Source organism: Aeromonas sp. INTO2 (assembly GCF_049860605.1).
In the GTDB taxonomy this organism is placed as follows: domain Bacteria; phylum Pseudomonadota; class Gammaproteobacteria; order Enterobacterales; family Aeromonadaceae; genus Aeromonas; species Aeromonas caviae.
The window spans coordinates 4,727,922-4,751,276 of the sequence record NZ_CP187588.1 but is presented as its reverse complement, the minus strand read 5'-3'; the positions used below and the strand labels follow the sequence as shown (position 1 = coordinate 4,751,276).

Below are 23,355 nucleotides of genomic sequence, written 5' to 3'. Positions count from 1 at the left end.
ATGAGACTGCGAACCCTGACCCTCTGCACCGCCCTGGTAGCCGCCACCCTGGGCACCCCCACGCTGCACGCCGCCCCCTTCACCCCGGAGCAGGAGGCCCGCATCAAGGAGCTCATTCGCGAGACCCTGATCGCCAACCCCGGGATCCTCGACGAGGCAGCCGAATCCTGGGAGAAGCAGAACGCCGCGACCCAGCAAGCCCAGATGGGTGACTTCATCAAGGGCAACCAGGATGTGCTGTTCAACAGCCCCACCAGCCCGCGCCTCGGTGCCAAGCATCCCAAGCTGACCCTGGTGCTGTTCACCGACTACAACTGCCCCTACTGCAAGCAGTTCGACCCGGCGGTCGCCAAGCTGCTCGCGGCCTATCCGGACGATCTGGGGCTGGTGATCAAGTTGCTGCCGTTCAAGGGGCAGACCTCCGCCAAGGCGGCCCAGTACAGCCTGACCCTGTGGCAACAGGATCCTGCCCGCTTCCTCTCCCTGCACGACAAGCTCATGAGCAAGCAGGGGATGCTGACCGAGACGGACATCAACAAGGCGCTGGCCGCCACCGACAACCTGACCCTCAAGCCCGCAGGCAAGGCCACCGAAGAGCTGCGCAACAGCCTTCGCATTGGCACCCTCCTTGGCGTGCAGGGCACCCCGGCGATGCTGATCGGCAACCAGCTGGTGCCGGGCGCCGTGCCCTATGACGAGCTGGAGCAGCTGGTCAAAGCCGAGCTGGCCAAGCGAGCATGAGGAGGCCATTGATGGAGCTGCGGCCACACCGACTGCGCATCGGCACCCTGCTCGGCGTGCAAGGCACCCCGGCGACCCTTATCGGCAACCAGCTGGTGCCGGGTGCCATTCCCTATGACGAGCTGGAGCAGCTGGTCAAAGCCGAGCTGGCCAAGCGGAGCTAAGCCATGGCCGAGGATGCAGGCATAAAGGCCCCCCGCTGGCGCCGCTGGGGCAAGGAGGCGCTCTGGCTGCTGCTGATGGCGCTCGTCATCACCACCCTGGTGGATCTGTGGCGCAGCCCCACCCTGCCGGCGGGTGCCATGGAGGCCCCCTTCACCCTGCAGGACGGCACCACCACCACTCTGGCCGAGCAGAGCCGCGGCAAGCCCCTGCTGGTCTACTACTGGGCCAGCTGGTGCGGGGTGTGCCGCTTCACCACTCCCACGGTGGAGCAGCTCTGGCAGGAGGGTGAAAATGTGCTGACGGTGGCCCTGCGCTCCGGCAGCGATGAGCCGTTGCGCGCCGGGATGGCGAAGAAGGGGCTGACCTTCCCCACCCACAACGACGAGTCCGGGGATCTGGCCGCCCGCTGGCAGGTGGGGGTGACGCCAACCTTCCTCGTCATCAAGGATGGGGCTCTGGTGAGCAGCACCACCGGCTGGAGCAGCGCCTGGGGGCTCAGGTTGCGGCTGCTCTGGGCAAGCTGGTAGCCCCCTTCATGCCAGAGATGCAAAGAGCCCGGTATCGCTACCGGGCTCTTTTTCATCAGAGGGCTGACAACCCGTCCTATTGGGCGGCCTCCATCGCCCGCTTCTCCAGATTGGCCTTGATGTCGAGACGCTCAGACTCCCCGATCACTCCGTCACCGTTCTTGTCCAGGCGAGTGAAGAGCGCCTCCTGCCGCGCCATGAACTGGGCCCTGGTGGTCTCCCGCGACGGCTTGAGCTGGCTCATCCGCTCCGGGACCGGCTTGCCAGCCTGTTGCATTACGCCAGCCAGCTTTGCCAGGTTGGCCTCTTTCTCGGCAACCGACAGCACGCCGTCACCGTTTTTGTCCTGCAGGGCGAAGCGCTGGGCGGCGCGCTCCATGAACTGGGCCCTGGTGACATCCCCCATCAGCGGCGAGGCGGGCAATATGTCGCTTGCAGAGGCGGCACTGCCTGCCAGCGCGAGCACGAAAAACGCGGACTTGACCATGGCGATGACTCCTTGTGACGGCAGAATCCGGATGGTTCGGACAAGAGGGGGCCGGGCAACGCCGGGGCCTGCCGCCCCCCTCTGCCAGTGTAGCCCCGCCGCCATCTCGCACCGCCCGCTCTTTTCGTACAGAAAGACCGCACTTTCATGGCAGAGGCGCCGGCTTTCCGTTAAAATCTCCGGTTTTTGCCGAGCCTGGTTTGCCGACGTTCCGCCACCAGGCCGACACAGGATGAATTCCACCATGCCAGTGAGGCAGGATCCGTCATGAACAACTACTTCCGGGTGCTGGGCGTCAAGTCCAACGCCAGTGAAAACGACATCAAGAAAGCCTATCGACGGCTGTCGAACCAGTACCACCCCGACAAGCTGCACGGGGCGAGCGAAGAAGAGAAAGAGCAGGCAGCCGCCCGGCTGCACCAGGTAAAGCAGGCTTATGAAGTGCTGTCCGATCCGAAACAGCGGGCCGCCTTTATCAAGGATTTCAACAACGTCATCGTGACCGATCCCGCTGCTGCCATGCAGGAGATGTGGGACCAGTTCTACCCCTGAGCCACCAGGCAAGAAGAGCGACTATGCAAAAAAAATGGGACCAGGCACGGCTCAAGGCCCTGCAAAGCGATGCCAGCGAGAACATCGAATCCTACCGGGATCAGGATGACCCCAAGGGGCTCGAGCAGTTCACCGACCAGATGAAGGCCCTGCTGCTGGCCGACATGAGCATGCTGGAGTTTATGCCCGAATACCTGCCGCTCGCCCTCTATGGCCGGGTGCAGTTCCCGCCCAAGGCCAAGTCGCAGTGGAACAAGTGGCTCGCCAGCGGCGAGCAGCCCTCCTGGGACGAGTTCAAGGTGAGCGTCGGCTTCAGCAACGCCGTCCTGCCGCTGGTCAAGGCGGTGCGGGCACAGAGCGAAGATCAGCTGATGGAAGCCTGCGCCGTGCTGTTCCTGCTGGACAACCCGCTGCCACGCGGCAGCCACCGCGCTGATGACGATTACGAGCTGCGGGACGAAGAAGAGGAAGACGGGGAAGATGCCGACGCCGACTACCACGGCGGCAGTGACCGCTATGGTGATGACGACGGCGATCAGGATATGTACGACGAAGTCCGTTTCTAATTGGGGCAAGGCATGAGCAACAGTCTGATAGAAATTACCGCCATCGAGATCAAAGAGCTGGCCGTCATCGAGCCGAAGCAGGCCAGCGAGAAGTTCGAGCTGATCGCCAAGACCATGTCTGACGACCAGCTGGCAGAAGTGATTGAAAACATTGATATCGTTACCCTGACCCAGATCAACGGCCAGCACGACATCTCCTTCCCCTCCATCATCTCCGAGCTGATGACCCCGGAGCGGATCCGCGACATCGTCTGCCAGCAGCCCCTCTACTGGGAAGAGGCGATCAAGAACAACGCCGACGAGCTGCAACAGCACACCTTCGACTTCCTCAACTACTTGATCCGCACCCAGGAGAGCGAAGCCAAGCAGCGGGAGATCCTCGAGTGCGTGGCCGAAGATCCGGCCGGTCTCTTCTACCTCGCCATCCCCTTTATCGAGTTCTATCGCGGCGATCGCTATGAAGAGGACGAGGGCTATCGCGACGTGCTGCACGCCGAAGAGGAAGATCTCGAAGAGTCCCTGCGCTACAGCGAGCGCCAGCAGGCCGAAGACAGCCACGACTACGCGCTGGACGACCCGCGCAGCCTCTTGATGCTCATTCGCGAGCTGGCCCCCGAGGTGGAAAAATCCATCAAGTCGCTGCTGCGCAACGAACACTCCACCTGGGACGGCATCATCAACAAGTTTGCCGCCGAGCTGGTGATGCAGGCCAAAGAGAAGAACAAGGTCGAGGAAGACGAGTACGGTGACGTCGACGACATGTTCAGCTTTCTGGATTAAGGAGCCCATTCATGCAGTTAGTCATTCGCGATGCCAACCAGGGCCCCTTTCTGACCCAGGTGCTGCGCTTTGGCCGCGACAACGAACTCTTGAGTCAGCAGCAGCTGGCCGCCATCAAAGGCAAGGCGGTGCTGATGAGCCTCAAATTCGCCGACAAGTACTACAACAAGTACAAGATGCACCTGCTGGAGCAGGCCGCCCACGACGTCATCGGCGTGGTGAGCCTCGGCCTGCAGGAGCTATCCCAACGGGACCCGGCCAAGGCCCTGGCCCTGTTGCAGGCGCCGGAAGGCCCCATCAAGCCGTTCCAGAAGGGCTGGTCCATGCTCATCACCGTCAGCCCCAAGCAGGCTGGCAACAGCCTCTACGGTGACGTGGATGCCCGCCTGCTGGACAAGATCTCCAGCCCCCCCGATGTGGAGGAGTGGCAAGGGTGGCAGGAGTACGAGAAGGCGCTGACCGAGCACAACAAGAGCCGCCTGATGGAGCTCATCGACCAGCACTTCTTCGCCTGCGAGAGCGACCACCCCACCATGGAGGACAAGCTGGCCGAAGCGCTGCTCTACCGCATCCTCTGCGGCAAGGGCAGTGGCGCCGCCCCGCTCAAGGTGAAGCAGGATCTCAAGCGCAAACTGGCGCGGGAGATTGAGCTCGACGAGGGCTGGTACGACACTGACTACCTCGCTGCCCAGCTTGCCCTGATGCTGAGCGCGCTGCCCGCCGACATGGCCGCCGCCCTGCGTCAGGAGCTGAGCCCGGGCTTTGTGCCGAACCTGCTGCATACCCTGGGGTTTGTGCGTCAGTACCAGCAGTTGCAAAAAGAGGACGCCTCGCCGGAGAAGCTCGACAACATGGAGATGCGCGCCGGGATCCGCCACCCCCTGCTCGGCTGGCCCCTCTACCACGACTTCTAAGGGGCCATGCACCCTTGCAGGACGGCACTTGCCTCTCCTCCCACAACGCCCGGCTTGCCGGGCGTTGTCATCTTTGCAGCTCGCAGATGGCGGCGCCGACCCTATCGGGCAATGGTCCACATGGCGCTCTGCATCCCGGTCTCCCGAAAATCGATCACCACGGGATAGTCGTTGCCACAGCCCGTCACCGTCCAGCGCTCCTGCCAGTGGCGACTGCCCGGCTCCCCCTCGGGAAGTTGCAACACCACGGGCACGAAGCGCTCCGGCGCGTCACACCCCTTGGTGGCCACCCAGGATGCGACCCCCACCATGGCATCCCGGATCAACTGCTGATTGGCCAGGGTACCTTCCTGCACGGGTTCACTCGGGCTGGCCTCGGCCTGGCACACCAGGGGAAAAAGCAACAGCAGGGCACAGGGTCTCATCACACCTCCAGAGGGGTCAGTCAAAAAGTGATTCGTTCGGAGCTTTCATCATGACCCGAAACGGCGCCAGACAGAAGAGGCTACCAGGGGGGAAGCAGGCGCAGGATCCGGGGTGCGGTGGCGTGCACGCAAGTCGGACTACCTCCTAAGCGTCATTGGCCCACATTTTGTCAGGGATATAATGACTCCCCCATACAAGCCGCCGGGGAGCCAGACCGTGAGCAGAAAGCCGGACCGCATGACCGCCATGCAGCAGATCATCGACGCCGTGAAGGCGGAATTTCCGCTCTATCAACCGGATACCTTCAAATGCGGGCCGGACAACACCTGCATCGGCTGCCCCAAGAAGCTGATGGAGCTGGTGGATACGGACCTCTGCTACTGGCAATATCAGATCGATCGCGGCATCCCGCCCAGCTTCGACGAGCTCAACCGCTTCGGCAAGATGTGCAAAAATATCCGCCGGGCCCTGGTGCGCAATGGCCGCATTCCCGCCTGACGAGAAGCAATATGCTGCCTTCATCGGTTTTTTATGATGGTTTTATCCACCAGAATGAATCACCACCTTATTTAATGGCTAGGCACACCTTGTTCACCGCCTATCGTGCTGATGGCCGACGCAGGTTCATTGCCCCAAGGAGCACAATATGACTCAGGAAAGCATCCAGACCCGCTACACGCTGGATCCCGCCCTTGCCAGCGCCACCGAGCTGGAGCAAGCCATCGCCCAGGCCATCGAGGCCAACAAGCAGGACTTCTTCCCCCTGCTGGAGCGGCTGGTGGATGTGGGTGACAGCCGGGTCAAGCTCAGCCAGAAGGATCCCCTGCGGGTGCTGGGGGTGGAACTCGACGAGGCTCGCACCGGCGGCACTGCTCGCCTCGGCTACGAATCCAACTTTTCCGAGAGCTGCCGCCTTATCGACGAATACGACCAGCACCAGACCAGCGTGGCCTTCACCCTCGACGGGGATGCGCTTGTCTTCGACTTTGAGCAGCCCATCGCCTGGAACTTCGACAACTAGGCTGTGTTCTTAAAGTGATGAAGATATAATCTCACATCTTCTCAACAGCTTAAGATCCATTCCGTGTCCCGCCGTTATCAGCTGACTGATGCACAATGGGGGCTTATCGAGCCCCAGTTTCCTTCTCGAAGCCTGATCGGGCGCCCTACCCGTGAACCGCGCCAAGTGCTCGATGGCATTCTCTGGATACTCCACACCGGAGCTCCTTGGCGAGACCTTCCAGAACGTTTCGGACCATGGAATTCGGTCTACAACACCTTCCGGCGTTGGCAGGATACAGGCCGGATTGATGCCATTCTGGAAGCGCTGCAACTCAAGCTCAATGAAGAAGGGCTCATCGATTTCGACCTGTGGTGCCTGGACGGCTCCAATGTCAGAGCATCCAAAGATGCTGCCGGAGCGCGTAAAAAAACACTCCGGTGAATCAAGCACTTGGTCGCTCTCGTGGTGGTTTTGGCAGCAAAATTCACTTGGTCACTGATGGTAATGGTTTACCGCTGGGGTTCTGCCTTTCGCCGGGGCAATCAGCGGAAATCAGATATGCGACAAGTGCGTTGGCCATGGCGAGGATACCAACGTCATCAGGTCGCTACCGAACACGGCCAGCGCATCTTGCCGCAGACAAGGCCTATAGCAGCAAAGCCTTTCGAGCCGAGCTACGGCGGAGAAGGATAAAAGCGGTCATTCCGCAACGCAGCGACCAGCAACGGCGCCATAAGGGGCGTCCATTGGTACTGGACAAGGTGCATTACCGCAGGCGCAATGTCGTGGAGCGGTGCTTCGGTTGGTTGAAGAAGTTTCGCCGGTTTTCAACGAGATATGAAAAGCTAGCCAAGAGTTTTGCAGCCTTTATCAAACTGGCTTTCTGCCTTCGCTACTTGCGCGAGTTATGTGTGGACAGAAAACCAGCATTTTGAGAACACAGCCTAGGGCCCTCGCCCAGCGCCCTGCCCATCACAAGAAAGGAGCCTTGCCGGCTCCTTTTTCACTGATTCACCGCATCGCGCGGCTCCTCCCGCCCTCTGCGTCACCTCTCAGGTGAAGTAGTTCAGGTGAGATAGTAACGCCACGACCGGACCGGCTCGGCGAAACCGATCCGGATGCAGAAGGGCGCCAGATCGTGATTGGCCTGCTCCAGGCTGAGGGGCTGGTGAGTATCTTCCTGGCACCACTGCACGAACTCGTCGCTGTTGAAGCTGTAGTGATCCCCGTGAAAGACTCCGTGGGCCTCGATCAGCCCGATGGCTTTGTCGATCTCCATGATTGGCCTCCTGGCTTTGTACACTCCCCTTCAAGCTTAGCGAGCGGGGACGAGTAGGGTCGATTAGCGAAGCGTAATCGTCCGTGCCATTGGCCCAGTGGCGTTTGGAAAACGGGAAGAGAGGAGGGGTTACAGCAGGACAGAGGCAACCGATTTTCGCTAATGTCTAATTCCTTTACGAGAATAAAACACAACTAAAATCAAACCAACAGACCCATTACCCATCAATGTTAACTCACCTTCAATACTTCCTTACCATATGCGGTTTCACACTGTACATATTCTAAAAGCTCATATAATCCCCTAGGCTCATTTCTTATTACCTTCAAGGCATTGTTCGTGGTTTCTCGTGGTGAAACATTCGTCTTAAATAGCTCGCCATAGATTTCATTCTGTAAACATGAAACTAGATCTCTAGAAAAACAGGCTATCTCCCTAGAAACCCACTCTAGTTTGCCAAGGTAATTACTTAGCTCAAGGTAAGGCTGCTCTCTTGATAATTCGTAAAGCCTTGCTTGTATCATGTAGCGAGTAGTACGAAATAACAATGGATTTAAAATTTCGTGACATTCCAATTCGTTACAAAATAATAAAGTTTCATGCTCCAGTTTCACTGCAACATCCATTCTCAGTGCAACATCAACTGTTTTTTCATCCACATCATTAATACGCCAGATGAGAGCCTTTAATGACAATTCATCACAAACAATATTTAATGTACTAGATACTGCAAGCAATTTTTCAAAGATTTTTATTTGATGTTCCTTTTTGAAGTTTTCCTTTCTCTCTCGTTGCGCTTGGTATATCGGCACAAACAAAGCAATTATAGCTACAATAATGGGGGAGAAATCCTTAATGAAATCGTACATATATCCACCAAAGTACATTTTGATTTAAATAGAAAGGGCGCTTTCGCGCCCTTCTATATTAATTACCCTTCCTGATTTTCCCCGGCTACCGGCTCGGCGCCGGCGACGGGTTCAATCTCGATGCGATCGACTCGCTGCAAGCCGCGGGGCAGCTTGGCGCCACGGCGGCCGCGCTCGCCGCGGTAGTAGTCAAGGTCAGATGGCTTGAGGGTGAGCTTGCGCTTGCCGGCAAACAGGGTCACCGACTGGCCCTGGGGGATGACGGCGGCCATCACCACAAACTCCTCCCGCGCCTTCACGCGCGCAGAGGGGATGCTGATGAGCTTGTTGCCCTTGCCCTTGCCGAGTACCGGCAGGGTATTGAGCGGGAACAGCAGCATGCGCCCTTCGTTGGAGATGGCCATGCAGAGATCGGTGTCCGGCGCGCCTATCTTCTGGGGCGCCATGACGATGCCCCCTTCCGGCACTGTGAGCAGCGCCTTGCCGTTCTTGTTCTTGCCAATCAGGTCGTCGTATTTGCAGACGAAGCCGTAGCCGGCGTCAGAACAGATGAGATACGGCTCGCCCTCGTTACCCATCACCAGATGGCGCACCTCTTCCCCGGCCCCCAGCGCGAAGCGGCCGGTGAGCGGCTCGCCCTGACTGCGGGCGGAGGGCAGAGTGTGGGCCTCCAGGGAGTAGGTTCTCCCCAGGGTGGAGAGGAACACCGCCTGCTGGTTGCTGCGGCCATGGGCGTGGGCCAGATAACCGTCCCCCGCCTTGTAGGAGAGGCCCTCCACATCCACGTCGTGGCCCTTGGCGGCGCGCACCCAGCCCTTGTCAGAGAGGATCACGGTGACCGGCTCGCTCGGGGTGAGCTCCTTCTCGGTCAGCGCCACGGCGGTGGCACGTTCCACCAGCGGGGTACGGCGATCGTCGCCGTACTTCTCGGCATCCGCCTGGATCTCTTTTTTCAGCAGGGTGCTGAGACGGCGCTCGGAACCCAGGATCAGTTCCAGCTTGTCGCGCTCTTCCGCCAATTCATTCTGCTCGGCGCGCAGCTTGAACTCTTCGAGCTTGGCCAAGTGGCGCAGTTTCAGCTCGAGGATCGCTTCGGCCTGGGTCTCGCTGATGTTGAAACGCTCCATCATCACCCGGCCCGGCTCCTCCTCGGTACGGATGATCTCGATCACCTCGTCGATATTGAGGTAGGCAATGAGCAAACCTTCGAGGATGTGCAGGCGAGCCAGCACCTTGTCGAGGCGATACTGCAGGCGGCGGCGCACCGTCTCGCGACGGAAGCTCAGCCACTCGGTGAGGATGGTCTTGAGGTCTTTCACCTGGGGCCGGTTGTCCAGACCCAGGATGTTGAGGTTGACCCGGTAGTTCTTCTCCAGATCCGTGGTGGCGAACAGGTGGGCCATCAGCCCCTCCACGTCCACCCGGTTGGAGCGCGGCACTATCACCAGACGGGTCGGGTTTTCGTGGTCCGACTCATCGCGCAGATCGGTGACCATGGGCAGCTTCTTGGCCACCATCTGGGCGGCAATCTGCTCCATGATCTTGGCGCCTGAGGCCTGATGGGGCAGCGCCGTGATGACGATGTCGCCATCTTCTTCGCTCCAGACCGCCCGCTGCTTGATGGAGCCCTTGCCGGTCTCGTAGATTTTGCGGATGTCGTCGCGGGGCGTGATGATCTCGGCGTTGGTCGGATAGTCCGGCCCCTGCACATGGGCCATCAGGGCATCCAGGCCGGCATTGGGGTTGTCCAAGAGCTCCACGCAGGCGTGGGCCACTTCCCGCGCGTTGTGGGGCGGGATATCGGTCGCCATCCCCACTGCGATGCCGGTCACCCCGTTGAGCAGGATGTGCGGCAGGCGGGCGGGCAGCACCACCGGCTCCTTCATGGTGCCGTCGAAGTTCGGCGTCCACTCCACCGTGCCCTGGCCGAGCTCGGAGAGCAGCAGTTCGGAGAAGCGCGACAGCCGCGCCTCGGTATATCGCATGGCGGCGAAGGATTTGGGATCGTCCGGCGCCCCCCAGTTGCCCTGACCATCCACCAGCGGGTAGCGGTAGGAGAAGGGCTGGGCCATCAGCACCATGGCTTCATAACAGGCGATGTCGCCATGGGGGTGGTACTTACCCAGCACGTCACCCACGGTACGGGCTGACTTCTTGTGCTTGGACAGCGCCGACAGACCCAGCTCGCTCATGGCGTAGATGATGCGCCGCTGCACGGGCTTGAGGCCGTCGCCGATATGCGGCAGGGCCCGATCCATGATGACGTACATGGAGTAGTTCAAGTAAGCCTGTTCGGTAAAGGTGCGCATTGGCTGGCGCTCTACCCCGTCCAGACTGAGCTCGATAGCATCACTCATGTGATTTTCTCTTTCGGTTCGGGAGCTGGTTGGCGCTCTACTTCATCCAACAGACTGAGCTCGATAGCATCACTCATAAGGTTGTTCTCTTGCTATGGCGCGCCCTCAGAGGGCACGCCGGAAATGCGGGTCGGCAGGGGGCCGACGGTGAATCACAAGACCCCCTCCCAACCTCCCCCTCCATGAGGGGGAGGAGAGGCTTGGCCCCCTCCCCTTGCGAAGGGGAGGGCCGGGGTACTTGCGACTCGCTTTAGATGATGGCGAGGTTGCCCTTCTCTTCCAGCCATTCGCGGCGATCACCGGCGCGCTTCTTGGCCAGCAGCATGTCCATCAGTTGCAGGGTCTCGTCCCCATCTTCCCCTTCTGCCCCTCCTTCCGCGCCCATGGTGAGCTGCACCAGGCGGCGGGTGTTGGGATCCATGGTGGTTTCCCGCAACTGCTTGGGGTTCATCTCACCCAGCCCCTTGAATCGGGTCACCATCACCTTGCCCTTCTTCTTCTCGGCCTCGACCCGTTGCAGCACGCCGTTCTTCTCGTCCTCGTCGAGGGCGTAGAAGACCTCCTTGCCGATGTCGATACGATAGAGGGGCGGCATGGCCACATAGACATGGCCCTTTTCCACCAGCGTGCGGAAGTGCTTCACAAAGAGGGCGCAGAGCAGGGTGGCGATGTGCAGACCGTCCGAGTCCGCATCCGCGAGGATGCACACCTTGCCGTAGCGCAGGCCACTGAGGTCGTCGGAATCCGGGTCGAGCCCGATCGCCACCGAGATGTCGTGTACTTCTTGCGAGGCGAGCACCTGACCGGCCTCCACCTCCCAGGTGTTCAGGATCTTGCCGCGCAGCGGCATGATGGCCTGAAACTCGCGATCCCGCGCCTGCTTGGCACTGCCGCCCGCGGAGTCACCCTCCACCAGGAAGAGCTCCCCCTGCATGGGATCGGCGCAGCCGCAGTCGGTGAGCTTGCCGGGCAGGGCCGGGCCCTGGGTTATCTTCTTGCGCACCACCGTCTTGGCGGCGCGCATCCGGCGCTGGGCGCTGGAGATGCAGAGCTCCGCCAGCTGTTCGGCCAGCTCGGTGTTGCTGTTCAAGTAAAGGCTGAAGGCATCCTTCACCACGCCCGACACGAAGGCCGAGCTCTGGCGGGACGACAGACGCTCCTTGGTCTGGCCGGCAAACTGCGGGTCCTGCATCTTGATGGAGAGGATGTAGGCGCAGCGATCCCAGATGTCTTCCGGGGTGAGCTTGACCCCGCGGGGCAAGAGGTTGCGGAACTCGCAGAACTCGCGCATGGCGTCGAGCAACCCCTGGCGCAGGCCGTTGACATGGGTGCCACCGAGCGCGGTGGGAATGAGGTTCACATAGGATTCGGCGAGGCATTCGCCCCCTTCCGGCAACCAGCACAGGGCCCAGTCCACCGCCGACTGCTCGGAGCTGAAAGAGCCGACGAAGGGCTGCTCCGGCAGGCAGGTGAACTGCTTGACCGCATCGATGAGGTAATCCTTGAGGCCGTCTTCGTAGCACCACTCCAACTTGATGCCGGTGTTCTTGTCGAGGAACTTGATGGTGAGGCCCGGGCAGAGCACGGCTTTCGCTTTGAGCAGGTGCTCGAGCTTGGAGACCGAGAAGCGCGGCGAATCGAAGTAGCGCGCCTCTGGCCAGAAGCGCACCCGGGTGCCGGTGTTGCGGCGTCCGCAGGTGCCGGTGATGGTCAGCTCCTGCACTTTCTCGCCACGCTCGAAGGCGATGTCATAGACCTGGCCGTCGCGGCGCACCGTCACCTCTACCCGATCGGAGAGGGCGTTCACCACGGAGATCCCCACCCCGTGCAAGCCGCCGGAGAACTGATAGTTCTTGTTGGAGAACTTGCCCCCCGCGTGCAGCTTGCAGAGGATCAGCTCCACGCCGGAGACCCCTTCCTCCGGGTGGATGTCCACCGGCATGCCGCGACCGTCGTCGATCACCTCGAGGGACTGATCCTCGTGCAGGATCACCTCCAGATTGCGGGCGTGACCCGCCAGCGCCTCGTCGACGCTGTTGTCGATGACCTCCTGGCCGAGGTGATTGGGCCGGGTGGTGTCGGTGTACATGCCGGGGCGGCGACGCACCGGTTCAAGGCCATTGAGGACCTCAATGGCATCCGCATTGTATTGAGTGGACATGGAGGGCCTTGCGAATTGACGTTTGGGGGGAATCTTACTCGCTGGGAGGGCCCGGGACAAATGGGGCGCTCGTAAAGGGTGATCCAGAGGGGCTCCGGCCTCCCCGCCCGGGATCAGGCGGGTTCCCCGGGCAGGGCCTGCACAAGCTGGGAGAGGGAGCAGTGGAGTCGCCACACCAGCCCCGCCAGTGCCCGGGCCGCCGGGTCTGCATGTTCTCCCAGCCCCAGGCTGATGCGGTCCAGCTCCGCCAGGGTGCGCCCCAGGGTCTCGTGCTGCACGCCCCCTTCGGTCAGAATGCCTTTCAGGCAGCGCAGACAGCCGTCCCGCACCAGATAGAGGGCCGGATCCCGGCTGCGCCAGAGCCTGAGCTGCCAGACGATGTGGCTGCAATTGAGCAGCACCACGCCCCAGCGCAGCACCCAGAGCCGGGCCCCCTGATCCTGACTCTGGCTGAGCTGGCTCACCGCGTGATAGACCCGGGATTCAAACTCCCCCTCGCTCTGATGCGGGGCCGGGGCCAGCTGGTCCACGAAATCCCGCCGCAGACGATGCATCAGGCGGCGGCTCTTGCGCCGATCCGAGCTGGGCCTCAGGAGCTGGAACGCCAGCCCTGCGCTCATCACCCCCAATGCCTGCGCGAGGCTGCTGTTGACGAAGGCGAGGTAGTCGTAGCTCGGCGGATTGGTGATGGCGAGGAAGGAGCCGAGCAGCACGATGAGCTGGCCCCAGAGCGCCGCCCCCTGGGGGCGCTGCAATTTCAGCAGTTGCAGGGTGATGAGGGCGGGGAACAGCAGGGCACAGAAGATCCAGAAGTCGTCGATGCGGATCATCAGCCCGAACTTGACCCCGAAGCAGATAAAGCTGAGCAGCACGATGGCCTTGAGCATGGTCTGGGCCCCCTTGGCCGGGGCCGGGGTGGCGGAATAGAGCACGCAGCAGATGGAGAGCAGGGTCAGGGCCGCGGCGCCCGCATCCCACTGGGTGTGGATCCAGAAGGTGCAACCCAGCATCACGCAGAGGAAGGTACGCCCCCCGTTGTAGGCCGCCTCCAGGCCGTCGGTGTGGCTGGTCAGAGAGCTGTGGCGCGGCGGCGCCGGCCACTCCTGGCCATCGTGGCGGGCCAGCCTTTCCAGCCAGCGCTGACACTCCAGGTAGCTCCAGCAGAAGTGGCGCAGCCGCAGCCAGAAGGCCTGACAGCGATAATCATCCCCCGAGCGGGCCACGAAGGGCGCCATCAGGCGGGCAATGCGCAGCTTGTCGCAGCCCCCCTGTCCCAGCTCCCGCAGCACGGCGGCCAGCATGGGGGCCGGGTCGACGGCGTCCTCTGGCCAGTGTTGCAGCATGCGGCGCAGCCCCGAGATGAGGCTGACCATCCTCAGCTGGCGATGGAGCAGATAGTTCAGCAACTGGTTGTGGCGAAGCAGGCGGTGGTGGCTCCAGACTGCCTGGATGCGCAGCACGTTCAGGGTGAGGATCTGACCGATCACCCCCTCGTGGGCGGTGCGCACATCGGCGCCCGTCTCCCCGAGCCAGAGCAGTTGGGCATGTTCCAGCAGCCGGGTCTGGCTCTTGCCAAGGGAGTCCAGCAGGGTCTCGCCATCGGAGAAACTCGGCAGGATCATCATCATCAGGCCGCCGCAGAGGATGCCGACGATCACCTCGCTCACCCGGGCCTGGGCGATGTCGAAGATATGTTGCGGGTCGGTCAGGTTGACGCAGGAGAAGGCGATGATGGCGGCGGTATAGCCCGCCAGGGCGAAACCGTAGGAGACGTTGTTCTGATGGTGGTTGGAGATGTAGGTGCAACCCCCCAGCCAGAGGGCGATAAGCAGGCTGAAGAGCCAGGGATCACCGATGCCAAGGCCGGTGATCATCACCGCCGCCATGGCGCCGATGAGGCTGCCCACCACCCGCCCCAGGCTCTTGCTGATGACGCCCCCCACGGTGGGAAAGCTCACCACGGCGGCGGAGGTCATGGCCCAGTAGGGAGAGTCGAGTTGCAGCACGAACGCCAACCAGAGCGACAGGCACATGGCCAGGGCATTGCGCAGGGCATAACGCCACTGGCCGCCGTTGGCCTTGCCCCAGGGGGTCTGGCGCCAGAGCGAGGGGATCACCCTAGTCCCCTATGGTGATGGTACAGGTCGTGCCCGCGATCAAGACCAGATCCGGGGGAATCGCCAGCAGCCTGATCCGCACCGGCACCCGCTGGGCCAGGCGCACCCAGGGCACGTTCGGCTTGACGTCGAGCAGCAGCCCCTCGCTGCCTTCCAGGCTCTGATCGTGAATGGCGCGCCCTATGCTTTCCACCTCCCCCCTGAGTACCCGATCCCCGCTGTAGAGCACCACCTCGGCCGGTTTGCCGGGGGCGATGTGCCTGAGCTTGGTCTCTTCGAAATAGCCCTGCACATAGAAGGAGTGGGTGTCTATCAGGGCCACCAGGGGCACCCCGGCGGTGGCGTAGTTGCCGACCCTGGCCTGCAGGTTGGTGATGTAGCCGTCGCTCGCGGCATGGACCTCGGTCCGGGCAAGGGACCATCTGGCCTGCTCCAGATTGGCCTGGGCCACCTCATAGGCCGCCTTCATCGCCTGGGCATTGAGCCTGGATTCATCCACCGCCTCGGCGGAGATAACGGTGCGGGAGAGGCTCTGGCGACGGTTCGCCTCGTGCTCCGCCTTGTCGAGATCCGACCTGGCCTTGGCCAGGGCCGCGCTGGCGTTGTCCAGCGCGATGCGATAGGGCTCGGGATCCAGGGTGAAGAGCAGCTCCCCCGCCTTCACCAGCTGGTTGTCCTTGACCCCTATCCTGACGATCTTGCCCGACACCTGGGGCGTGATGCTGACCAGCTCGGCCCGCACCTTGCCATCCCGGGTCCAGGGGCCCTGCATGTAGTCGTTCCACAGCCACCAGAGCGACACCAGCGCCAGGGCAAAGACCAGCAGGGTGGAGAAGTATTTGAGGGTCGCAAGGGGTGATTTAGCCATGTAGCAATATCCATAGGGCGCCGCTGACGGCGAGGATGAAGAGGGAGAGATCCATCAGCAGGGGGTGCCAGACCTCGCCGCCGTAGAGCCAGTCCCGCAGCAGATGGTGCAGCGGCAGCCAGCCCAGCAGGCCGAGCAGCACAGCCTTGAACAGGGGCGGAAAGTAGAGCGAGGCCCCGAGGATCAGATCCGGCAGCGCTGAAGCAGTCGTCACGGGTGTGCCCCCTGTTGGCAGAGATGGAATGAAGAGAGAGGCCGGGGTCCGCCGGGAGACGGACAGGGCAAGGTTAACACAGCCGTGGCGGGGGCTACACAAGCAGATGACCCCCTGAGGTGTCGTCACGGGAGTGGCACGACAACGCCTCGCCCGTCCTCCCCGCCACCCGTCGGTGCAGTCACCTCGCGTTCAATCGGCCACGGTATCTGCCGGGTGATGCACCCCGTCCCGGGTCGGCACCTCTCCCAGATCGAACGGGTTGACCCCCTCCAGACAGGCGAGGTTGTAGCCATATTCCGCCGGATTGGATCGGCGCTGGTGATGGGTGTAGATGCCGCAGACGCTGCAGAAGTAGTGTTTCGCGGTGCGGGTGTTGAACTGGTAGCAGCGAAGCGCCGCCTCCCCTTGCAGGATGCGGATGCCGGAGAGCGGCACCGAGGCGACGATGGCCCCACGCCGCCGACAGAAGGAGCAGTCGCAGCGGCGCGGATCCACCACGCCATCCGGCAGGGTCAGCTCCAGCACCACGGCGCCGCAGTGGCAGCTCGCCTTGTGTTTCTTCTGGATGGGGGTATTGCCGATGCGTGTGATCATGCTGCCTCCTTGCCGCAGTGTCAGGCTGCGAACCGGTTAATCGAACAGGGTATCCCGCCGCCCTTGTAAAAGATGGTCATGCAGGGTGCGTAGCTGGGACGCCACCACCCGGTGGCGGGAGAGTTCGGGCAAGGCGTCAATGGGGAAGTACCCCGCCCCTTTGGTTTCATCGGTGTCGGTAAGCAGAGCGCCCCCCGTCACCTCGCACAGGAAGAACGCCTTGTGGGCGTGGGGCAGCTGAGGTGGATGGGGATGCTTGAGCTTGTCGAACAGGGCCAGCAGTTGCACCGCCCGACAGGCGAGGCCGGTCTCCTCGCTCACTTCCCGCACCACGGCGTCCGCAGGCGAATCGCCGATGTCGCACCAGCCCCCCGGCAGAGTCCAGCAACCGTCACTGCGCTCCTGCACCAGCAGGACATGGCCCGCATCGTTCTGAATGAAGGCCCGCACATCGAGCTTGGGGGTGGGATAGCCGCTGTCGAGGGCAATCCAGTCGTCGATGGCGTCGGGGGCCAGCTCGCTCTGGCTGGCGATGAGCGTCACCGTGGCCGCTCGCAGCGCCTCGAAGCGGGCGATGTCGAAGGGATCGCGGGAATAGGTGAGCCCCGCCTGGGCCGTGGCCTGCACCTGTTCGAGGAAGGCGGCCAACGGCGGCTGCACGGCTAGAGCCCGAGGAAACGGACGATCTGGGCGGGGTAGCGCTCGAAGCCTGTGAAGGCGTGACCGCCGCCGCACTCCAGGGAGAGACGGGCAAAGCGGTATTCGTCCAGCGCCTTGCGATAGTCGAGCACCTCGTCCTCCTGCTGTTGCAGCACCCAGAGCCGCTCGGGAGCAGTCACCGGCACCGCCAGCGCTCTGAGCTCGTCCATGTGTCCGGGCAACAGTTCATAGCGTTCGCCGCTGTAGGGGTTGGTCTGGGGGCCGAGGTAGTCGCAGAGCAGCTCGTGGGGGCGCACCGCCGGGTTGATGAGGGCGGCGCGGCAACCGTACATCTCGCTCACTCGCGTGGCCATGAAGCCACCGAGGGAGCTGCCCACGGCGCCCAGTCGCAGGGCGCTGCCGTGGCGGACCTTCAGGTCGGCGATGGCCTGCTCGATGGCAGCCCAGGCGGCCGCAGGGGTGTTGGGCTGGGCCGGGATCACCACCTCGATATCGGGCCTGTTCTCTGCCACCCAGGCCGCCATCTGCTGCGCCTTGGCCGAGCCGGGGGATGAATTGAAACCGTGCAGATAGAGCAGGACGGGCTTCATGGCAACCCCTCAGTAACCGGTGGCATTGGGGTCGGGCACGAACTGCCCCAGCGGCAGGCGCCACACCTGGCTCGCAACCCGGCCATCCGGGTGCAGGGTGAGGTAGCGCCAGCCCGGGCCGGATTCGTCCAGTGCGAAACCGTCGGAGAGCGGCTTGAACTGGATGCAGGTAGAGGGGCTGGCGATGAGCCGCACTCCGTGGTGCACCTCGTCAAACTCCTGATGGACGTGGCCGAACAGTATGGTCTTCTGCTGCGGGTGGCGGGCCAGCACGGCGAACAGGTCGTCGGCATTCTTGAGGTTGTGCTGATCCAGCCAGGCGCAGCCCACCGGCACCGCCTGATGGTGCAGGGCGATGAGGGCGTGGCGCTCGGGATGCTGGCGCAGGGCCTGATCCAGGGCCGCCAGCTGGTGATCCCCCAGCACCCCGTGGGGTTTGCCGCGCACCTGGGTATCCAGCAGGATCACCTGCCAGTGCTCGCCTACCAGTTGCTTGGCCTCGCTGATGCCGGCCGCATGGAGGTATTCGGTCATCAGGGGGCCGTCGTCGTGGTTGCCGGGCAACCAGTAGATGGGGCGAGCCAGGGGCGCCATCATGGAGGCGAAGCGCTGGTACGACTCCGGGCTGTGATCCTGGGAGAGATCCCCGGTGGCGAGGATGAGATCGAACGGGTGCTCGTTGGCCTGCACCCGCTCCAGCACGGCGGCCAGACTCTGCGCCGTGGGCACGGCCAGCAGCCGCCCCTCGGCACTGGCGAAGAGATGGGTATCGGTAATCTGTAACAGGCGCACACTGCCGTCCGGCGCCTGAGGTAGCTCTGTTTCCAAAATCACGCTTCTTTTTTATGGGTTCGACTAGAGGATGTTAATCAGGCTGGTGCCGTGTTTGAGACAAAATCTCAACCAATCGGCCAAGAATAGATTTACCTGCTCCTTTTCATCCCTGTGATGCATTTTTTGATTGGGATAATCATAACGTGGTTGCAACATTGAAATCTGTTGCGCCGCACACACTTCCGCCATTCGCACATCATGATACAAACGAATCTCTATCCGGGCTTGCAAGTAGCTCGGCAATTCGGGGTTGTGCTGGGCCAGGATCACCTGGCTGGTGAAGCGGCTCTCCTCGGTCACCGTGAGCTGGAACTGCAGGCCGTTGCCGACCTGATAGCGGCGCTCGGCACCTACGCTGCCGCCGGGCGGCAACAGTTTCATCAGCGCCATGTAATTGACCTCGCAGGTACGCTGCAAGGACATCAAATCAGGCACATAGCGCTTCATCGGGCTCTGGACTAATGACATGTCGCGGCTCCCTCAATCAGGGTCCATGAAGGGTGGACCCACTGCACAGTGTTCCAGTCGGACACAGGGCACCTGACCCGGGTCTGAACGAGCGTCACCTCAGCGCCCCGCCAGCCAGCGTGCCCGCAGCTCGCCGTGATTCAGGGCCAGCCACTGCAGGGCGATGACGGAGGCGGCATTGTCGATGCGCCCCTCTTTGAGCCAGGCATAGGCCTGCTCGCGGCTCACCACGTGGACCCGGATGTCTTCCCCCTCTTCCGCCAGACCGTGGATCCCCTTGGCCTGACTGGCATCCACCTCGCCCACGAACACCTCGATGCGCTCGGTGCTGCCACCCGGGCTCACCAGATAGCTGATGGCGTGTTCGCAGCGTCCCACCTCGATCCCTGCCTCTTCCACCGCTTCGCGCCGCACCACAGCCTCGGCGGTCTCCCCTTCATCGATGATGCCGGCCACCAGCTCCAGCAGCCAGGGGGTGGCGCTGGTCTCCATGGCGCCGATGCGAAACTGCTCCACCAGCACGATCTCGTCCCGCACCGGATCATAAGGCAGCAGGGCGGCGGCATGGCCACGTTCGAACAGTTCCCGGACGATGGGGGCGTTCCAGCCACCGGCAAACAGCCTGTGTTGCAGGCGGTAGACATTCACCTTGAAGAAGCCATTATATCCAGCTGATTTTTCAATGATTTTCACATCATCGCTGGAGTAGTGGCAGGTTTGAGGCAAGGCTTGCTGTGACATTCGAGACTCCTGCCAGCTTGACTTGGCTTGGTTTGACCATAATATTCGGGGGCATGAATGAACATTCATTCACTCGCTCTCGCCGACGATGAGGGAAGGATTTTAGCAGCCACAGGGCATTTGGCTAGGCGCGTTGCCGAGAAAACTCGCCCCGGACCTTGACGTTTCCGCAGCTGGAAAAGAGACAGTTCGCAATGGAATCTGCTTATAGTAGAGTGGTTAAGCTGAAATCAAGCTTGGTCGGTGACAATCCCCCCTTCATCCAGCGGACAGCTTTGGGTTGATACAAAAGGTTAAAACTATCATATGAAAAGAACACTCTTGTCAGTCATGGTGATGCTGGGTGTGAGCGGCGCCGCTCATGCCGAAAACCTGCTCGATATTTACCAACAGGCCCAGATCAAGGACACCCAGCTGCTGGAATCCAAGGCCAAGCGGGACCAGGCCTTCGAGAAGATCAACGAATCCCGTGCAGCCCTGCTGCCCCAGATCAACCTGGGCGCCGGCCTGAACTACCTGCAAAACAAGAACGACACCATGACCAACACGGGCGCTACCGGCTCCGTGACCCTGGATCAATCCATCTACCGTCGCAGCAACTGGGTCAACCTGGATCTGACCGAGAAGAGCGCCACCCAGTCCGACGTGGCCTACAACCTCGAGTACCAGAACCTGATGCTGCGTACCGCCCAGGCCTACTTCGACGTGCTCAAGGCCATGGATACCCTGGAATTCGTGCGTGCCAACAAGACCGCGGTCGAGCGTCAGCTTGAACAGACCCAGCAGCGCTTTGAAGTGGGCCTGACCGCCATCACCGACGTGCATGAGGCCGAGGCCGAGCGCGATCAGGCGCTGGCGGACGAGATCAATGCCGAGAACACCCTGGACAACAGCTACGAGAGCCTGCGCGAGCTGACCGGTATCGACCACCGTCAACTGGACGTGCTCAACACCGATCGCTTCAGCCCGCAGAAGACCGCGTTCAACTCCGACAAGTGGCTGGAACTGGCCCTGGACAAGAACCTGGAGCTGCACAGCGCCCGCATCGGCAAGGACATCGCCAAGGAGCAGATCGATCTGGCCAAGACCGGTCATGAACCGACCCTGGATCTGGGCGCCGGCCTGAACGCCGGTTACAACGATTACAAGGACGAGATCCGCAACCCCGAGAGCAACAGCAATCAGGGCAACATCGGCCTGAACTTCAAGCTGCCCATCTACACCGGCGGGGCCACCACCTCCCAGGTCAAGCAGGCACAGTTCAACTACGTGGCCGCCAGCGAACAGCTCGAGCGCAGCTTCCGCTCGGTGCAGAGCACGGTCCGCTCCTCCTACAACAACGTGAACGCCAGCATCGGCTCAGTCCGCGCCTACAGCCAGTCCGTCATCTCCGCCGACAGCGCCCTGAAGGCGACCGAGGCCGGTTACGAGGTGGGCACCCGCACCATCGTCGACGTGCTGGACTCCACCCGCAAGCTGTATCAGGCCAAGCAGAAGCTCTCCGAGGCCCGCTACAACTACATCCTCAGCATCCTCTCCCTCAAGCAGGCCGCCGGCATCCTGGAGCAGAAGGATCTGGAAGAGGTGAACCAGGGTCTGATGCCCGCCGCCCAGGTCACCAAGAAGTCCTGAGCCAGGCGCACACCATGAGAAAAGGCGACCCCGGGGTCGCCTTTTTCATCTCAGTTCGCCGCTGGAAGTGCGTTGGTCGGGGCCTGCCAGGCAGCGGCCATGTCACCGACCCGGCAGCCCCATCAAAAAACCCGGCCTTGGCCGGGTTTTACGCTTATCCGCGTTCGCGGATGGTCTTGATGATGTCGGTGGTGGAGCAGCCGTCCTCGAAGTTCAGCACCCGCACCTCGCCGCCATTGGCGGTCACCTCGGCGTAACCGGCGATCTCTTCGGGCTTGTAGTCGCCCCCCTTGACCAGGAGGTCTGGCAGGATCTCGGCGATCAGACGCTGGGGAGTGTCTTCGCTGAAGGGGACCACCCAGTCCACGGCACCCAGGGCCGCCAGCACAGTCATACGGCGCTCGGTCGGGTTGACCGGGCGACCCGGCCCCTTGAGGCGACGCACGGACTCGTCGGTGTTCACCGCCACGATCAGGCGATCCCCCAGCTTGCCCGCATTGGCCAGATAGGAGACATGACCCGCGTGCAGAATGTCGAAGCAGCCGTTGGTCATCACCACCTTCTCGCCGCGCAGACGGGCGGCCTGGACGGCCACCTTGAGCTGGGCCTCGGACATGACGCCAAAGCCGGTCTCCTGCTCGGTGTAGAGGGCGTTGGCCAGTTCCACCGGGCTCACGGTGGAGGTCCCCAGCTTGCCGACCACGATGCCGGCGGCGGTGTTGGCCAGGGCGCAGGCCTCATCCAGACTCTTGCCTGCGGCAAGGGAAGTCGCCAGGGTGGAGATGACGGTGTCACCGGCACCGGTGACGTCATAGACCTCGTGGGCCTGGGCCGGCAGGTGCAGCTCGGGCTGCCCTTCGCGGATCAGGGTCATGCCGTTCTCGGAACGGGTGACCAGCAGGGCGTCCAGCTCGAAGCGCTTGACCAGCTCCAGCCCCCTGGCGACCAGGTCTTCCTCCCCCTTCACCTTACCCACCACGGCCTCGAACTCGGACATGTTGGGGGTCAGCAGGGTGGCACCACGGTACTTCTCGAAATCGGTCCCCTTGGGGTCGACCAGCACGGGGATGCCGGCGGCGCGGGCACGCCGGATCATGCCGGGCACATCGTTGAGGGCGCCCTTGCCGTAGTCGGAGAGGATCATCACGTCCGCCTGGGGCAGCGCCTGCTCCACCTTGCCCATCAGCAGGCTGGCATCCACGTCGTGGAAGGCCTCTTCGAAGTCGAGGCGCAGCAGTTGCTGGTTGCGGGACAGCACCCGCAGCTTGGTGATGGTCGGATAGTCGGTCAGGCGCACGAAATCACAGGCCACCTTGACACCGGCCATCTGGCTGGCGAGGGCATCGGCGGCTTCATCCTGACCGGTCAGGCCCAGCAGCACGGCCTGGGCGCCGAGGGCGGCGGAGTTGAGCGCCACGTTGGCGGCGCCACCCGGGCGCTCCTCGATGTGCTCGACCTTGACCACGGGGACCGGTGCCTCGGGGGAGATCCGGCCGGTAGGGCCATGCCAGTAGCGATCCAACATGACATCGCCAACGACCAGGATGCGGGCTTTTTCAAACTCGGGCAGGGTGATTTTCATCTGTATCGGCTCTCAAAACCTGAAAAATTCAGCGGCCGATTTTATCACACTCTTTTCCGGGGCGTGAAAAAAGCACGGCCCTGCCCCCTGACGCCCCCTCTGACCAGATGACGGCGATTCGCGCCCGCCCCCGCTTTTCGGATAGAATCCTCGACATGCGAGTGACCGCATCCGCGCCGGGCCACCCCACACAGGCCCCCCGGTTCGGTCGGACTCCCCCCTTTG

The 23,355-nt window shown here is 62.2% G+C and carries 27 protein-coding genes; 11 read left to right on the top strand and 16 right to left on the bottom strand.

Translation table 11 applies throughout. The features are described 5' to 3' along the window. From ACPW74_RS22605 to ACPW74_RS22595, 3 genes are read left to right on the top strand one after another with little or no spacing between them, the layout of a single operon-like run. Complete coding sequence (locus tag ACPW74_RS22605; protein ID WP_266139958.1) at window positions 1-741, top strand: DsbA family protein; 741 nt, start codon at window positions 1-3, stop codon at window positions 739-741. 11 nt (window positions 742-752) lie between these two features. Next, window positions 753-905 carry a copper-sensitivity protein C gene (locus ACPW74_RS22600; RefSeq protein ID WP_045523120.1) on the top strand — a complete coding sequence of 51 codons (153 nt, stop codon included), beginning with the start codon at window positions 753-755 and terminating at the stop codon, window positions 903-905. A gap of 3 nt (window positions 906-908) precedes the next feature. After that, on the top strand, window positions 909-1,433 hold the full coding sequence (locus ACPW74_RS22595; protein WP_042014965.1) for a protein disulfide oxidoreductase: 525 nt from the start codon (window positions 909-911) through the stop codon (window positions 1,431-1,433). 76 nt (window positions 1,434-1,509) lie between these two features. Here ACPW74_RS22595 and ACPW74_RS22590 read toward each other — a convergent pair whose 3' ends face one another. Beyond that, window positions 1,510-1,920 carry an EF-hand domain-containing protein gene (locus ACPW74_RS22590; RefSeq protein ID WP_042014966.1) on the bottom strand — a complete coding sequence of 137 codons (411 nt, stop codon included), beginning with the start codon at window positions 1,918-1,920 and terminating at the stop codon, window positions 1,510-1,512. 267 nt (window positions 1,921-2,187) lie between these two features. Between ACPW74_RS22590 and atcJ the strand changes: the two genes are divergently transcribed. From atcJ to atcC, 4 genes are read left to right on the top strand one after another with little or no spacing between them, the layout of a single operon-like run. Continuing rightward, a complete protein-coding gene (atcJ, locus tag ACPW74_RS22585) occupies window positions 2,188-2,472 on the top strand; it encodes a cold adaptation protein ActJcold adaptation protein ActJ (protein ID WP_024943298.1) in 285 nt (94 codons plus the stop codon). A gap of 23 nt (window positions 2,473-2,495) precedes the next feature. Next, the gene (gene atcA, locus ACPW74_RS22580) at window positions 2,496-3,038 is read left to right on the top strand and encodes a cold adaptation protein AtcA (RefSeq protein WP_128272295.1); all 543 of its coding nucleotides are present in this window, start codon (window positions 2,496-2,498) and stop codon (window positions 3,036-3,038) included. Window positions 3,039-3,050: 12 nt separating this feature from the next. Beyond that, entirely contained in the window at window positions 3,051-3,818 is a 768-nt protein-coding gene (gene atcB / locus ACPW74_RS22575; protein WP_010672787.1) for a cold adaptation protein AtcB, read from the top strand. Window positions 3,819-3,829: 11 nt separating this feature from the next. Next, the gene (atcC, locus tag ACPW74_RS22570) at window positions 3,830-4,732 is read left to right on the top strand and encodes a cold adaptation protein AtcC (protein WP_201972133.1); all 903 of its coding nucleotides are present in this window, start codon (window positions 3,830-3,832) and stop codon (window positions 4,730-4,732) included. Window positions 4,733-4,833: 101 nt separating this feature from the next. On the opposite strand, the gene ACPW74_RS22565 is transcribed toward atcC, so the two are convergent. Beyond that, a complete protein-coding gene (locus ACPW74_RS22565) occupies window positions 4,834-5,157 on the bottom strand; it encodes a hypothetical protein (protein ID WP_045523112.1) in 324 nt (107 codons plus the stop codon). 247 nt (window positions 5,158-5,404) lie between these two features. Between ACPW74_RS22565 and ACPW74_RS22560 the strand changes: the two genes are divergently transcribed. From ACPW74_RS22560 to ACPW74_RS22550, 3 genes are all read left to right on the top strand, one after another. Continuing rightward, complete coding sequence (locus ACPW74_RS22560) at window positions 5,405-5,656, top strand: hypothetical protein (protein ID WP_039039818.1); 252 nt, start codon at window positions 5,405-5,407, stop codon at window positions 5,654-5,656. 148 nt (window positions 5,657-5,804) lie between these two features. Beyond that, a complete protein-coding gene (locus ACPW74_RS22555) occupies window positions 5,805-6,179 on the top strand; it encodes a hypothetical protein (RefSeq protein ID WP_425858480.1) in 375 nt (124 codons plus the stop codon). Between the two features lie 63 nt (window positions 6,180-6,242). Beyond that, window positions 6,243-7,096 (top strand): IS5 family transposase gene (locus tag ACPW74_RS22550; protein WP_425858479.1). Its coding sequence is split into 2 segments (ribosomal slippage): window positions 6,243-6,585 and window positions 6,585-7,096, totalling 855 coding nucleotides; the frame shifts between segments, so codons are not numbered across the junction. 131 nt (window positions 7,097-7,227) lie between these two features. On the opposite strand, the gene ACPW74_RS22545 is transcribed toward ACPW74_RS22550, so the two are convergent. The 13 genes from ACPW74_RS22545 to nudF form a co-directional block, all read right to left on the bottom strand. Continuing rightward, on the bottom strand, window positions 7,228-7,440 hold the full coding sequence (locus ACPW74_RS22545) for a hypothetical protein (RefSeq protein ID WP_408823486.1): 213 nt from the start codon (window positions 7,438-7,440) through the stop codon (window positions 7,228-7,230). Window positions 7,441-7,670: 230 nt separating this feature from the next. Next, window positions 7,671-8,309, bottom strand: coding sequence for a hypothetical protein (locus ACPW74_RS22540; protein ID WP_425858478.1), 639 nt, complete (start codon window positions 8,307-8,309; stop codon window positions 7,671-7,673). A gap of 62 nt (window positions 8,310-8,371) precedes the next feature. Next, window positions 8,372-10,666, bottom strand: coding sequence for a DNA topoisomerase IV subunit A (parC, locus tag ACPW74_RS22535; RefSeq protein WP_425858477.1), 2,295 nt, complete (start codon window positions 10,664-10,666; stop codon window positions 8,372-8,374). 250 nt (window positions 10,667-10,916) lie between these two features. Beyond that, complete coding sequence (gene parE / locus ACPW74_RS22530; protein ID WP_042877707.1) at window positions 10,917-12,827, bottom strand: DNA topoisomerase IV subunit B; 1,911 nt, start codon at window positions 12,825-12,827, stop codon at window positions 10,917-10,919. Between the two features lie 113 nt (window positions 12,828-12,940). After that, window positions 12,941-14,944 (bottom strand): FUSC family protein, encoded by a 2,004-nt coding sequence (locus tag ACPW74_RS22525; RefSeq protein ID WP_425858476.1) that lies wholly within the window; start codon window positions 14,942-14,944, stop codon window positions 12,941-12,943. 1 nt (window position 14,945) lies between these two features. After that, window positions 14,946-15,812, bottom strand: coding sequence for an efflux RND transporter periplasmic adaptor subunit (locus ACPW74_RS22520; RefSeq protein ID WP_010672778.1), 867 nt, complete (start codon window positions 15,810-15,812; stop codon window positions 14,946-14,948). Further along, entirely contained in the window at window positions 15,805-16,047 is a 243-nt protein-coding gene (locus ACPW74_RS22515; RefSeq protein ID WP_039039819.1) for a DUF1656 domain-containing protein, read from the bottom strand. The genes ACPW74_RS22520 and ACPW74_RS22515 overlap by 8 nt, the downstream gene beginning before the upstream one ends. Before the next feature lie 171 nt (window positions 16,048-16,218). After that, window positions 16,219-16,623: a GFA family protein gene (locus ACPW74_RS22510; protein WP_039039754.1), complete on the bottom strand. Its 405-nt coding sequence runs from the start codon at window positions 16,621-16,623 to the stop codon at window positions 16,219-16,221. A gap of 36 nt (window positions 16,624-16,659) precedes the next feature. Beyond that, window positions 16,660-17,283, bottom strand: a complete 624-nt coding sequence (locus tag ACPW74_RS22505; protein WP_425858475.1) for an NUDIX hydrolase — start codon at window positions 17,281-17,283, stop codon at window positions 16,660-16,662. 2 nt (window positions 17,284-17,285) lie between these two features. Continuing rightward, on the bottom strand, window positions 17,286-17,873 hold the full coding sequence (locus ACPW74_RS22500) for a YqiA/YcfP family alpha/beta fold hydrolase (protein WP_425858474.1): 588 nt from the start codon (window positions 17,871-17,873) through the stop codon (window positions 17,286-17,288). 9 nt (window positions 17,874-17,882) lie between these two features. Further along, window positions 17,883-18,701: a 3',5'-cyclic-AMP phosphodiesterase gene (gene cpdA, locus ACPW74_RS22495; protein ID WP_041214382.1), complete on the bottom strand. Its 819-nt coding sequence runs from the start codon at window positions 18,699-18,701 to the stop codon at window positions 17,883-17,885. Window positions 18,702-18,728: 27 nt separating this feature from the next. Continuing rightward, window positions 18,729-19,175, bottom strand: coding sequence for a DUF1249 domain-containing protein (locus ACPW74_RS22490; protein ID WP_039039758.1), 447 nt, complete (start codon window positions 19,173-19,175; stop codon window positions 18,729-18,731). A 99-nt stretch (window positions 19,176-19,274) separates the two neighbouring features. Continuing rightward, entirely contained in the window at window positions 19,275-19,916 is a 642-nt protein-coding gene (gene nudF / locus ACPW74_RS22485; protein ID WP_010672772.1) for an ADP-ribose diphosphatase, read from the bottom strand. 306 nt (window positions 19,917-20,222) lie between these two features. Here nudF and tolC point away from each other — a divergent pair, with 306 nt between their 5' ends. Then, entirely contained in the window at window positions 20,223-21,548 is a 1,326-nt protein-coding gene (tolC, locus tag ACPW74_RS22480; RefSeq protein WP_029313618.1) for an outer membrane channel protein TolC, read from the top strand. A 154-nt stretch (window positions 21,549-21,702) separates the two neighbouring features. Here tolC and hldE read toward each other — a convergent pair whose 3' ends face one another. Continuing rightward, a complete protein-coding gene (hldE, locus tag ACPW74_RS22475; RefSeq protein WP_039039759.1) occupies window positions 21,703-23,130 on the bottom strand; it encodes a bifunctional D-glycero-beta-D-manno-heptose-7-phosphate kinase/D-glycero-beta-D-manno-heptose 1-phosphate adenylyltransferase HldE in 1,428 nt (475 codons plus the stop codon). Window positions 23,131-23,355 lie beyond the last annotated feature (225 nt).